12 protein-coding genes are annotated in these 12033 nt (G+C 56.4%); 9 read left to right on the top strand and 3 right to left on the bottom strand.

Annotated features, from left to right (window positions below):
* Positions 1-6: 6 nt before the first annotated feature.
* A complete protein-coding gene (gene tal / locus L462_RS11320) occupies positions 7-957 on the bottom strand; it encodes a transaldolase (RefSeq protein WP_014171101.1) in 951 nt (316 codons plus the stop codon).
* Positions 958-1247: 290 nt separating this feature from the next.
* Here tal and maeB point away from each other — a divergent pair, with 290 nt between their 5' ends.
* On the top strand, positions 1248-3527 hold the full coding sequence (gene maeB, locus L462_RS11325; RefSeq protein ID WP_014171100.1) for an NADP-dependent oxaloacetate-decarboxylating malate dehydrogenase: 2280 nt from the start codon (positions 1248-1250) through the stop codon (positions 3525-3527).
* An 18-nt stretch (positions 3528-3545) separates the two neighbouring features.
* Here maeB and hemF read toward each other — a convergent pair whose 3' ends face one another.
* Both hemF and amiA read right to left on the bottom strand, forming a co-directional pair.
* Positions 3546-4445 carry an oxygen-dependent coproporphyrinogen oxidase gene (gene hemF / locus L462_RS11330; RefSeq protein ID WP_025203494.1) on the bottom strand — a complete coding sequence of 300 codons (900 nt, stop codon included), beginning with the start codon at positions 4443-4445 and terminating at the stop codon, positions 3546-3548.
* Positions 4445-5320, bottom strand: coding sequence for an N-acetylmuramoyl-L-alanine amidase AmiA (gene amiA / locus L462_RS11335; protein ID WP_014171098.1), 876 nt, complete (start codon positions 5318-5320; stop codon positions 4445-4447). Before amiA ends, hemF begins: the two co-directional genes overlap by 1 nt.
* 212 nt (positions 5321-5532) lie before the next feature.
* Here amiA and L462_RS11340 point away from each other — a divergent pair, with 212 nt between their 5' ends.
* The 8 genes from L462_RS11340 (at position 5533) to cysA (ending at position 12006) form a co-directional block, all read left to right on the top strand.
* A complete protein-coding gene (locus L462_RS11340; RefSeq protein ID WP_020883079.1) occupies positions 5533-5958 on the top strand; it encodes a GNAT family acetyltransferase in 426 nt (141 codons plus the stop codon).
* Complete coding sequence (locus L462_RS11345; protein WP_032678656.1) at positions 5945-6394, top strand: DUF2919 domain-containing protein; 450 nt, start codon at positions 5945-5947, stop codon at positions 6392-6394. Before L462_RS11340 ends, L462_RS11345 begins: the two co-directional genes overlap by 14 nt.
* Positions 6395-6457: 63 nt before the next feature.
* Positions 6458-7033 (top strand): RpoE-regulated lipoprotein, encoded by a 576-nt coding sequence (locus tag L462_RS11350; RefSeq protein WP_020883081.1) that lies wholly within the window; start codon positions 6458-6460, stop codon positions 7031-7033.
* Positions 7034-7125: 92 nt separating this feature from the next.
* Positions 7126-8025, top strand: coding sequence for a Dyp-type peroxidase (locus L462_RS11355; protein WP_020883082.1), 900 nt, complete (start codon positions 7126-7128; stop codon positions 8023-8025).
* Between the two features lie 175 nt (positions 8026-8200).
* Positions 8201-9214, top strand: a complete 1014-nt coding sequence (gene cysP / locus L462_RS11360; RefSeq protein ID WP_014171093.1) for a thiosulfate/sulfate ABC transporter substrate-binding protein CysP — start codon at positions 8201-8203, stop codon at positions 9212-9214.
* Positions 9214-10047, top strand: a complete 834-nt coding sequence (gene cysT / locus L462_RS11365; RefSeq protein ID WP_020883084.1) for a sulfate/thiosulfate ABC transporter permease CysT — start codon at positions 9214-9216, stop codon at positions 10045-10047. The genes cysP and cysT overlap by 1 nt, the downstream gene beginning before the upstream one ends.
* The gene (gene cysW, locus L462_RS11370) at positions 10047-10922 is read left to right on the top strand and encodes a sulfate/thiosulfate ABC transporter permease CysW (protein ID WP_020883085.1); all 876 of its coding nucleotides are present in this window, start codon (positions 10047-10049) and stop codon (positions 10920-10922) included. Before cysT ends, cysW begins: the two co-directional genes overlap by 1 nt.
* A complete protein-coding gene (gene cysA / locus L462_RS11375; RefSeq protein WP_014171090.1) occupies positions 10912-12006 on the top strand; it encodes a sulfate/thiosulfate ABC transporter ATP-binding protein CysA in 1095 nt (364 codons plus the stop codon). Before cysW ends, cysA begins: the two co-directional genes overlap by 11 nt.
* The last annotated feature ends 27 nt before the right edge of the window (positions 12007-12033 follow it).

The raw sequence follows: 12033 nt of genomic DNA, 5'->3' as shown, positions 1-12033 counted from the left end.
GCAAGGTTAAAGTTTGGCGGCAAGAAGATCTTCAAGTTTGCGCTGGTCGACGGCGAACAGGCGGATGCCTTCCGCCAGTTTTTCGACGGCCATTGCGTCCTGATTGTGCTCCCAGCGGAATTCCGCTTCGGTCATGGCTTTAGGTTTGGGGAGGACGGTTGATGTGGGCACCAGTTTGCGGATAACCGTCTCCTCTTTGTCCTGCAGCTCTTTAAGCAGGTTAGGGGAGATGGTCAGGCGGTCACAGCCTGCCAGGGCGAGGATCTGCTCGGTACGGCGGAAGCTGGCGCCCATCACGATGGTTTCGTAGCGGTGCTGTTTGTAATAGTCGTAGATATTACGCACCGATTTCACGCCCGGGTCCTCATCCACCACGTACGGATCCATCGGCTGTTTAGCCTGATACCAGTCATAGATTCGCCCGACGAACGGAGATACCAGGAAGACGCCGGCTTCGGCACAGGCGCGCGCCTGCGCAAAGGAGAACAGCAGCGTCAGGTTGCAATGGATCCCCTCTTTTTCCAGAACTTCCGCCGCGCGGATCCCTTCCCAGGTTGAGGCCAGCTTAATCAGAATGCGCGATTTATCGATGCCCTGCTCCTGGTAGAGCTCAACCAGGCGGCGGGCTTTCGTGATGCTCTTCTCCTGGTCGAAGGAGAGGCGGGCGTCCACTTCGGTAGAGACGCGTCCCGGGATGCTTTTCAGAATTTCCGCACCGAAATTAACGGCCAGCTTGTCGCTCGCTTCGGCGACCTGCTGCTCCTGTGTTTTACCGCGCTGTTTACCGTAGTCGATAGCGTCATCAATCAGATGACTAAAATGAGCAAGACCGGCCGCTTTGAGCAGCAGCGAAGGGTTAGTGGTCGCATCTTCGGGCTGATAGTGGCGAATCGACTCGATATCACCGCTGTCGGCGACCACGGTAGTGAATTGTTTGATGCCGTCTAGTTGGTTCATAAATAATTACTCCTTGGAAATAAAAGAGTTACTCGAGTGCGTTAGTTCACACTTCTGCAAAAATCATGATGGACTTAACAAAAAAGCATAGCAGACGGGGGAGGCATTGCTTTCTGAGACGGGTAACATGGCTGTTATAAATTGATAACAATTTTTATTCTGCAATGGTGAGAGTTTGGCAGCCTTCAAAGTTTATGTGGCTGCCTGCGGCGATACTAGGCGGCACACCAGGGTGTGCTTCAGGATCGCAAACGTCACCCTTTTGACCGATACGTGAAAGGAAAAATAAGATGGATGATCAGTTAAAACAGAGTGCTCTCGATTTCCACGAGTTCCCTGTCCCAGGTAAAATTCAGGTCTCCCCGACAAAACCGCTGGCGACTCAGCGCGATCTGGCGCTGGCCTACTCGCCCGGCGTAGCGGCGCCGTGCCTCGAAATCGAAAAAGATCCGCTGGCAGCCTATAAATACACCGCGCGTGGCAACCTGGTCGCCGTGATCTCTAACGGGACGGCGGTGCTGGGATTAGGCAATATTGGTGCGCTGGCCGGTAAGCCCGTGATGGAAGGCAAGGGTGTTCTGTTCAAGAAATTTGCCGGTATTGACGTGTTCGATATCGAAGTGGATGAGCTCGATCCTGATAAATTCATCAATGTGGTTGCCGCGCTGGAACCGACCTTCGGTGGGATCAACCTCGAAGACATCAAAGCGCCGGAATGTTTCTATATCGAGCAGAAACTGCGCGAGCGTATGAACATTCCCGTGTTCCATGATGACCAGCACGGTACCGCGATTATCAGCACCGCGGCCATTCTGAACGGTCTGCGTGTGGTTGAGAAAAATCTCTCTGACGTGCGTATGGTGGTCTCCGGCGCAGGCGCGGCGGCAATCGCCTGTATGAACCTGCTGGTGGCGCTGGGCATGCAGAAGCACAACATTGTGGTCTGCGACTCCAAAGGCGTTATCTACAAGGACCGTGAGCCGAACATGGCGGAAACCAAAGCGGCCTACGCGGTAGAAGATGACGGTAAACGCACGCTGGAGGACGTGATTGACGGCGCGGATATCTTCCTTGGCTGTTCAGGCCCGAAAGTGCTGACCCAGGAGATGGTGAAGAAAATGGCGCGTGCGCCAATGATTCTGGCGCTGGCAAACCCGGAACCGGAAATTCTGCCGCCGCTGGCAAAAGCCGTGCGTGAAGATGCCATTATCTGTACCGGTCGTTCCGATTACCCGAACCAGGTGAACAACGTTCTCTGCTTCCCGTTCATCTTCCGCGGGGCGCTGGACGTGGGCGCGACGGCGATCAACGAAGAGATGAAGCTCGCGGCCGTTCATGCTATTGCGGAACTGGCGCACGCCGAGCAGAGCGAAGTGGTCGCCTCAGCGTATGGTGACCAGGATCTGAGCTTTGGCCCGGACTACATCATTCCAAAACCATTCGACCCGCGTCTGATTGTCAAAATCGCCCCGGCGGTTGCTAAGGCGGCAATGGACTCCGGCGTGGCGACGCGCCCCATCAAAGATTTCGATGCTTACGTCGATAAGCTCACCGAGTTTGTCTACAAAACCAACCTGTTTATGAAGCCCATTTTCTCCCAGGCGCGTGCCGACGCGAAACGCGTGGTGCTGGCGGAAGGGGAAGAGGCGCGCGTTCTGCATGCCACGCAGGAGCTGATCACCTTAGGTCTGGCGAAGCCAATCCTGATCGGTCGTCCGAGCGTTATCGAGATGCGTATTCAGAAGCTGGGGCTGCAGATCAAAGCGGGTGTGGATTTTGAGATCGTTAATAACGAATCCGATCCGCGCTTTAAAGAGTACTGGAACGAATACTACGCGATCATGAAACGTCGCGGGATCACCCAGGAGCAGGCGCAAAAGGCCGTGATCAGCAACACCACGGTGATCGGGGCGATCATGGTCCACCGCGGTGAAGCGGATGCGTTGATCTGCGGCACGATCGGTGATTATCACGAGCACTTCAGCGTGGTGCAGGAGATCTTCGGCTATCGCGAAGGGGTCCACACCGCCGGGGCGATGAACGCGCTGCTGCTGCCAAGCGGCAACACCTTTATTGCCGACACCTACGTCAACGACGATCCGAGCCCGGAAGAGCTGGCGGAGATCACCGTGATGGCGGCAGAAACCGTGCGTCGCTTTGGGATTGAACCGAAGGTAGCGCTGCTGTCGCACTCCAACTTCGGTTCGTCGAAATCAGCGGCGGCGTGCAAAATGCGCCAAACGCTGGAGCTGGTTCGCCAGCGTGCGCCGGAACTGATGATTGACGGCGAGATGCACGGTGATGCTGCGCTGGTGGAGAGCATTCGTAACGAACGCATGCCGGACAGTCCGCTGAAAGGTTCTGCAAACGTGTTGATTATGCCGAACGTGGAAGCGGCCCGCATCAGCTACAACCTGCTGCGTGTCTCCAGCTCTGAAGGGGTTACCGTAGGACCGGTGCTGATGGGCGTGGCGAAGCCAGTGCACGTGTTGACGCCGATTGCTTCGGTGCGTCGTATCGTGAATATGGTAGCACTGGCGGTGGTTGAAGCGCAGACGCAGCCGCTGTAAGCGCTGCGCCTGCCGGTATTACACCCAGTCCCGAATCGTAATAAAGTCTTTCAGGGCAGCCTCCGGGCTGCCTTCTTTTGGCTCGTAGCTGTACTCCCAGCGAACCAGCGGCGGCATCGACATCAAAATGGACTCCGTGCGCCCGCCGGTCTGCAGGCCAAACAGCGTGCCGCGATCCCATACCAGGTTGAACTCTACATAGCGCCCGCGGCGGTAAAGCTGGAACTCGCGCTCGCGTACGCCGTAGTCGGTATCTTTACGCCGCGCCACGATCGGCAGATAGGCCCCGGTATACCCTTCACCTACCGCCCGCATAAAGCTGAACGCGGTATCAAAATCTGGCGTGTTGAGATCGTCAAAGAACAGCCCGCCAATGCCGCGCTGCTCATCGCGGTGCTTCAGATAAAAATAGTCATCGCACCATTTTTTAAATTTCGGGTAGATGTCGTCCCCAAACGGCTGACAGAGATCGCGTGCGGTGGTGTGCCAGTGCACGGCATCTTCTTCAAACCCGTAGTAGGGCGTTAAGTCAAAACCGCCGCCAAACCACCAGACCGGATCGGCCCCGGGTTTTTCAGCAATGAAAAAGCGCACGTTGGCATGGCTGGTCGGCACATATGGATTGTGCGGATGAACCACCAGCGATACGCCCATTGCTTCGAAGCTGCGGCCTGCCAGTTCTGGTCGATGGGCCGTGGCGGAAGCGGGCATCGCGTCTCCGTGGACGTGGGAAAAATTGACGCCAGCCTGCTCAAAGATGCCGCCGTTACGCAGCACGCGGCTGCGTCCGCCGCCACCGGCTTCGCGCTGCCAGCTATCTTCCTGAAATTCACCGCCATCTGCGGCGGCCAGTTTCTGGCAAATCTCATCCTGCAGCTGCAGCAGGAATGTTTTTACCAGCTGTGCATTGGGTTTCATCAACGTTTCCTGGAGTGCGCTTTCTGGTTATCGAACCAGTTGAAGTAACTGATTATGCCTGAGGCGATGGCGTTGGCGATCTTCTGGCGAAACGCGGTGGTGCCGAGCAGGCGCTCTTCCTCCGGGTTGGTGATGAACGACGTCTCCACCAGCACGGACGGAATTGACGGCGACTTAAGCACCACGAACGCCGCCTGTTCGGTGCTCCTGCTGTGCAGGCGATGCACCGGTTTAATCTTCTTCAGAATATGCGAGCCGAGCGTCAGGCTGTTTTTAATGGTGTCCGTCTGAACGAGGTCAAACAGCACCTGCTGTAACAGATGATCTTTGTCGGTGGCTTTTTTCCCCGCAACCTCATCCGCCCGGTTTTCACGATCGGAGAGATATTTCGCCATGGCGCTACTCGCCCCACGGTTGGAGAGGGCGAACACCGAAGCCCCCGCCGCCGACGGGTTGGTAAAACCGTCCGCGTGAATCGACATAAACAGATCGGCACCGTGCTGGTGGGCGATCTCTACGCGGTCGTACAGCGGAATAAACGTGTCGCCAGAACGCGTCAGGCGGGCGTCAATGCCATTGCTGCGTAAAATTGCGCGCACATTTTTTGCAATCGCTAACACGACATGCTTTTCTTTCGCACCGTTTTTACCAATAGCGCCGGTATCAATTCCGCCGTGACCGGGGTCCAGCATGACCAGACGCTTCGCGCCCGGCTTTTTCGATTTCGGTTTACTGTGTCCGTTACTGGTTTTGAGCGTGCTCTCTTCTTTAGCCTGAGCCTGCTGTGCGATGCCCGTTAACGTTAAGGCCGCCAGCCCCGCTTTGAGAACCTGACGACGCGATGTGAGTGCTTTTAATGGTTTGAATGTGCTCATGCGGCCTGAATTGTAAAAATTGGGGTCCTGGTGTTATATCGTATCGTGATTAGCGTTACGACAGTCCTTATTGAGAATTGTTTTACTTTTCATTTCAATACGTGACAAAGTGACATTATGCCAAATTTTGGCGAGTTTTTCCCCGGTTATTGGCTAAACGCGATGTTCACGCCATAATCACTGTTTTTAAACCCGAAAAGGCGGTTAATACCATGGAGATACGCGTTTTTCGCCAGGAAGATTTCGAAGAGGTGATCACCCTTTGGGAGCGCTGCGATCTGCTGCGTCCGTGGAACGATCCGGAAATGGATATTGAACGTAAGCTGAATCATGACGTCAGTCTGTTTCTGGTGGCAGAAGTCAACGGCGAGGTGGTGGGAACAGTGATGGGCGGGTACGACGGCCATCGCGGCTCGGCCTATTATCTGGGCGTGCACCCGGAATTTCGTGCGCGCGGCATCGCCAATGCGCTGCTCAATCGGCTGGAAAAGAAACTCATTGCCCGCGGCTGCCCGAAGATTCAGATCATGGTGCGGGAAGATAACGACGTGGTGCTGGGCATGTATGAACGCCTGGGTTATGAACATGCGGACGTACTGAGCTTAGGTAAGCGCCTGATAGAAGATGAAGAGTACTGAGATCCATCCGGCAGATTATGATGCGCAAGGGCGTGTCAGGCTGCCCTTTTTGTTCTGGTGCGTTCTGCTGCTGCAGGCCCGTACCTGGGTGCTGTTTGTGATGGCCGCCGCGTCGCGCGGGCAGGGCGATACGCTTCTGACGCTCTTTTATCCCGATCACGATGCCTTCTGGCTCGGCTTGCTACCGGGCGTGCCGGCAGTGATGGCGTTTTTATGCAGCGGGCGACGGCATACGATCCCGCGCCTGTGGGGTGCGCTTCGCTGGCTGCTGATCCTCGCTCAGCTTGCGCTGCTCGTCTGGCAACCGGTGCTCTGGTGGAGCGGTGAACCGCTTACGGGGATCGGTATTGCGCTGGTCGTGGCGGATATCGTGGCGCTGCTGTGGCTGCTGACGAATCCCCGCCTTCGCGCCTGTTTTACGCATCAGGAAGATTAACCTGGCACTTTTTGCCGATGCCGCACTCCAACAAGCGTTGATTTAACACGTAAGGACGTTTCAATGAAATCGCTGCGTTTACTTTTATGCGCTCTCCCGCTGGCGTTAACCGGCTGTTCAACGCTCTCATCAATTAACTGGTCTGCGGCCTATCCGTGGAACTGGTTTGGCTCTTCAACGGAAGTGACCGAGCAGGGCGTGGGTAAAATTACCGCCGCGACGGCACTGGATCAGGACGCCCTTCAGGATGCACTGGGTGGCGGTTATCGCCTGCGCAGCGGCATGAAAACAGAAAACGGCAATATCGTGCGTTATTTCGAAGCGCTGAAGGGTGACACGCTGGCGCTGGTGATTAACGGTGATAAAGGCACGGTAAACCGCATTGCTGTGATGGACGACGACATCCCAACCGAAAGCGGTGTGAAAGTGGGAACCCCGTTTAGCGAACTCTATAAACAGGCCTTCGGCAACTGCACCAGCGCCCCGTCTGACGACGGCGTGGCGGTAGAATGTAAAGCGCAGGGCAGCCAGCATATCAGCTATCTCTTCACCGGTACCTGGAGTGGTCCGGAAGGTTTAATGCCGTCTGACGACACGCTGAAGAGCTGGAAAGTGAGCAAAATTATCTGGAAGCAGTAATTTGCGCCTGGACAAACCGTCTCGCTGAAATACGGGTATAATAGCCGCCATCAATGCCACGCTGACGTGGCATCTTTATTTCAGGAGGAGCGATGTCTCAGGTTCAGAGTGGCATTTTGCCAGAACATTGCCGCGCGGCGATTTGGATTGAAGCCAATGTTAAAGGGGATGTGGATGCCCTGCGTGCGGCCAGTAAAGCGTTCGTTGATAAGCTGGCCACCTTCCAGGCCAAATTCCCGGACGCCCATCTGGGCGCGGTCGTTGCCTTTGGTCATAACGTCTGGCGTCAACTGAGCGGCGGCGAAGGCGCCGAAGAGCTGAAGGATTTTATCCCTTACGGTAAAGGCCTGGCACCCGCAACGCAGTTCGACGTGCTGATCCACATTCTCTCGCTGCGTCATGATGTGAACTTCTCCGTTGCCCAGGCGGCGGTTGCGGCTTTTGGTGACAGCATTGACGTTCAGGAAGAGATCCACGGTTTCCGTTGGGTGGAAGAACGCGACCTGAGCGGCTTCGTTGACGGAACTGAAAACCCGGCGGGTGAAGAGACGCGTCGTGAAGTGGCAGTGATCAAAGACGGCGTCGACGCGGGCGGCAGCTATGTGTTCGTCCAGCGCTGGGAGCACAACCTCAAGCAGCTGAACCGCATGAGCGTGCATGACCAGGAGATGATGATTGGCCGTACGAAAGAGGCCAACGAAGAGATCGACGGCGATGCCCGTCCTGTCACCTCTCACCTGAGCCGCGTTGACCTCAAGGAAGACGGGAAAGGTCTGAAGATTGTTCGCCAGAGCCTGCCATACGGCACAGCAAGCGGTATCCACGGTCTTTACTTCTGTGCGTACTGCGCGCGCCTGCATAACATCGAACAGCAGCTGCTGAGCATGTTTGGCGATACCGACGGCAAGCGCGACGCCATGCTGCGCTTCACCAAACCGGTGACCGGCGGCTACTACTTCGCCCCGTCCGTCGAGCGTCTGCTGGCGCTGTAAGTGCTTTCCACCCTCTCCCGCACGGAGAGGGCTGGGGTGCGGACCACGACGGGCTGCACCCTTATTCTCTTTTCTGCTTGTAAATCACCAAACGGTATATAAAACCGTTACTCCTTTCGTCCTCGTTATAAATATTATGACTATAAGATAGTCGTCACATTTATAAGGGTGCGCAATGGCCGTTACTGTACTGAAAAAAGGATCGCTGGCACTGGCAGGTTTGCTGCTGGTGGCACAGGCGCAGGCTACTGAGCTGCTGAACAGTTCGTATGATGTTTCCCGCGAGCTGTTTGCCGCCCTTAACCCACCGTTTGAACAGCAGTGGGCGAAAGACAACAACGGCGACAAGCTGACCATTAAACAGTCACACGCAGGGTCGTCCAAGCAGGCGCTGGCCATTCTCCAGGGGCTGAAAGCGGATGTGGTGACCTATAACCAGGTCACTGACGTGCAGATCCTGCACGACAAAGGCAAGCTGATCGCCGCTGACTGGCAGAGTCGTTTGCCGAACAACAGCTCACCGTTCTACTCCACCATGGGTTTCCTGGTGCGTAAGGGCAACCCGAAAAATATCCACGACTGGAATGACCTGGTGCGTTCCGACGTGAAGCTGATTTTCCCGAATCCAAAAACCTCCGGTAACGCGCGCTATACCTATCTGGCAGCGTGGGGCGCGGCGGACAAAGCTGACGGTAACGATAAAGCGAAAACCGAGCAGTTCATGACCCAGTTCCTGAAAAACGTCGAGGTGTTTGATACCGGCGGTCGCGGCGCGACCACGACCTTTGCAGAGCGCGGCCTGGGCGATGTGCTGATCAGCTTTGAGTCGGAAGTGAATAATATCCGCAAACAGTACGAGGCGCAGGGTTTCGAGGTCGTTATCCCGAAAACCAATATCCTCGCCGAGTTCCCGGTAGCGTGGGTAGATAAAAACGTGCAGTCCAACGGCACAGAGAAAGCGGCAAAAGCTTACCTCAACTACCTGTACAGCCCACAGGCGCAGACGATCATTACCGATTACTACTACCGCGTGAATAACCCGGATGTGATGAACAAACTGAAGGATAAATTCCCGCAGACCGAGCTGTTCCGCGTGGAAGACCATTTCGGCTCCTGGCCTGATGTCATGAAAACGCATTTTGCCAGCGGCGGTGAGTTAGACAAATTGCTGGCGGCGGGGCGTAAGTAATGTTTGCAGTCTCTACCAGACGCGTGCTGCCGGGCTTTACCTTAAGCCTCGGGACCAGCCTGCTGTTCGTCTGCCTGATCTTATTGTTACCGCTCAGCGCGCTGGTGATGCAGCTTGCGCAAATGAGCTGGGCGCAGTACTGGGAAGTGATAACCAACCCGCAGGTCGTCGCAGCCTATAAGGTGACGCTGCTGTCGGCGTTTGTGGCGTCCATTTTTAACGGGGCCTTTGGCCTGCTGATGGCGTGGATCTTAACCCGCTACCGTTTCCCGGGCCGTACGCTGCTCGACGCGTTAATGGACCTGCCGTTTGCGCTGCCGACGGCGGTGGCGGGGTTAACCCTCGCCTCGCTCTTTTCCGTGAACGGGTTTTACGGTGAGTGGCTGGCGAAGCTTGATATCAAAGTGACCTATACCTGGCTCGGTATCGCGGTCGCGATGGCGTTTACCAGCATTCCTTTTGTTGTACGCACCGTGCAGCCAGTGCTCGAAGAGTTAGGCCCTGAATACGAAGAAGCGGCGGAAACGCTGGGTGCCACGCGCTGGCAGAGCTTCCGCAAGGTCGTCCTGCCTGAGCTTTCTCCGGCGCTGCTGGCCGGTATCGCGCTGTCGTTTACCCGTAGCCTCGGTGAGTTCGGCGCGGTTATTTTCATTGCCGGGAACATTGCGTGGAAAACCGAAGTCACCTCGCTGATGATTTTTATCCGCTTGCAGGAGTTTGATTACCCGGCGGCGAGCGCGATTGCCTCGGTCATTCTTGCCGCATCGCTGCTGCTGCTCTACTCAATTAACACTCTGCAAAGTCGCTTTGGTCGACGCGTGGTAGGTCACTGATGGCGGAAGTTACTCAATTGAAGCGATACGATGCTCCCCGTATCAACTGGGGAAAATGGTTTCTGATTGGTACGGGCGTGCTGGTGTCCGCCTTCATTCTCGTCGTGCCGACGATTTATATTTTTGTTCAGGCGTTCAGCAAGGGGTTGATGCCCGCGCTGGAAAACCTGGCGAACCCGGATATGCTGCACGCCATCTGGCTGACCGTCCTGATTGCGCTTATCACGGTGCCGGTCAACCTGGTGTTCGGTACGCTGCTGGCCTGGCTGGTAACGCGCTTTAACTTCCCGGGACGTCAGCTGCTGCTGACCCTGCTGGATATCCCGTTTGCCGTGTCGCCGGTGGTGGCCGGTCTGGTTTATCTGCTCTTCTACGGCTCTAACGGCCCGCTGGGCGGCTGGCTGGATGAGCATAACCTGCAGGTCATGTTTGCCTGGCCGGGCATGGTGCTGGTCACGGTGTTTGTAACCTGTCCGTTTGTGGTGCGCGAACTGGTCCCGGTGATGTTAAGCCAGGGCAGCAACGAAGATGAAGCGGCAATTCTGCTGGGCGCATCCGGCTGGCAGATGTTCCGCCGCGTGACGCTGCCGAATATTCGCTGGGCGCTGCTCTACGGCGTCGTGCTGACCAATGCCCGCGCCATTGGCGAGTTCGGTGCAGTTTCGGTCGTCTCGGGCTCCATCCGCGGCGAAACGCTGTCGTTACCGTTACAGATTGAATTACTGGAACAGGACTACAACACCGTCGGTTCCTTTACTGCCGCAGCGTTACTGACGCTGATGGCGATTTTGACCCTGTTTTTGAAGAGTGTGGTGCAGTGGCGTTTAGAGAATCAGGAAAAACGTCAGCACCAGGAGGGAAATCATGAGCATTGAGATTGCCAATATTAAGAAGTCTTTTGGTCGCACCCAGGTGCTGAATGATATCTCGCTGGATATCCCTTCCGGACAAATGGTGGCACTGCTCGGGCCGTCTGGCTCGGGTAAAACCACGCTGCTGCGCATTATCGCCGGGCTTGAGCATCAGACCAGCGGACATATTCGTTTTCACGGTACCGACGTAAGCCGTTTGCACGCCCGCGACCGTAAAGTGGGCTTTGTGTTCCAGCATTACGCGCTGTTCCGCCATATGACCGTGTTCGATAACATCGCTTTCGGTCTGACCGTCCTGCCTCGCCGCGAGCGTCCGGATGCGGCCACCATCAAAGCGAAAGTGACCAAACTGCTGGAGATGGTACAGCTTGCGCATCTGGCTGACCGCTTCCCGGCGCAGCTTTCCGGCGGCCAGAAGCAGCGCGTCGCGCTGGCGCGGGCCCTGGCCGTTGAGCCGCAAATTCTGCTGCTGGATGAGCCGTTTGGCGCGCTGGATGCGCAGGTGCGTAAAGAGTTACGCCGCTGGCTGCGTCAGCTGCATGAAGAACTGAAGTTCACCAGCGTCTTCGTCACCCACGATCAGGAAGAGGCGATGGAAGTCGCAGACCGCGTGGTGGTGATGAGTCAGGGGAACATCGAGCAGGTTGATGAGCCAGAGCAGCTCTGGCGTGAACCGGCGACCCGATTTGTCCTCGAGTTTATGGGCGAAGTTAACCGGCTGCAGGGCACCATCCGCGGTGGGCAATTCCACGTGGGCGCACACCGCTGGCCGCTGGGATACACCTCCGCACATCAGGGGCCGGTCGATCTGTTCCTGCGTCCCTGGGAAGTGGACGTGAGCCGCCGGACGAGTCTGGATTCACCGCTGCCGGTGCAGGTGCTGGAAGCTAGCCCTAAAGGGCACTACACCCAATTGGTGGTACAGCCGCTGGGCTGGTATACCGAGCCGCTGACGGTGGTGATGCGTGATGACGAGCCGCCGTACCGGGGCGAACGCCTGTTTGTTGGGCTGCAGCATGCCCGTATTTATCATGGCAATGAGCGCATAGAGACGCGCGAGGATATTGCTCTGGCGGAGTCAGCCTGATAGGTTAATGACACGTAGTTTGACCGG

The sequence above is a fragment of the Enterobacter sp. BIDMC 26 genome (assembly GCF_000534435.1).
GTDB lineage: Bacteria > Pseudomonadota > Gammaproteobacteria > Enterobacterales > Enterobacteriaceae > Enterobacter > Enterobacter ludwigii.
This window is presented reverse-complemented; position numbering and strand designations above follow the sequence as displayed.

Coding starts and splice junctions, on each gene's coding strand:
- tal (WP_014171101.1), bottom strand. CDS start 957: ATGAACCAACTAGACGGCATCAAACAATTCACTACCGTGGTCGCCGAC.
- maeB (WP_014171100.1), top strand. CDS start 1,248: ATGGATGATCAGTTAAAACAGAGTGCTCTCGATTTCCACGAGTTCCCT.
- hemF (WP_025203494.1), bottom strand. CDS start 4,445: ATGAAACCCAATGCACAGCTGGTAAAAACATTCCTGCTGCAGCTGCAG.
- amiA (WP_014171098.1), bottom strand. CDS start 5,320: ATGAGCACATTCAAACCATTAAAAGCACTCACATCGCGTCGTCAGGTT.
- L462_RS11340 (WP_020883079.1), top strand. CDS start 5,533: ATGGAGATACGCGTTTTTCGCCAGGAAGATTTCGAAGAGGTGATCACC.
- L462_RS11345 (WP_032678656.1), top strand. CDS start 5,945: ATGAAGAGTACTGAGATCCATCCGGCAGATTATGATGCGCAAGGGCGT.
- L462_RS11350 (WP_020883081.1), top strand. CDS start 6,458: ATGAAATCGCTGCGTTTACTTTTATGCGCTCTCCCGCTGGCGTTAACC.
- L462_RS11355 (WP_020883082.1), top strand. CDS start 7,126: ATGTCTCAGGTTCAGAGTGGCATTTTGCCAGAACATTGCCGCGCGGCG.
- cysP (WP_014171093.1), top strand. CDS start 8,201: ATGGCCGTTACTGTACTGAAAAAAGGATCGCTGGCACTGGCAGGTTTG.
- cysT (WP_020883084.1), top strand. CDS start 9,214: ATGTTTGCAGTCTCTACCAGACGCGTGCTGCCGGGCTTTACCTTAAGC.
- cysW (WP_020883085.1), top strand. CDS start 10,047: ATGGCGGAAGTTACTCAATTGAAGCGATACGATGCTCCCCGTATCAAC.
- cysA (WP_014171090.1), top strand. CDS start 10,912: ATGAGCATTGAGATTGCCAATATTAAGAAGTCTTTTGGTCGCACCCAG.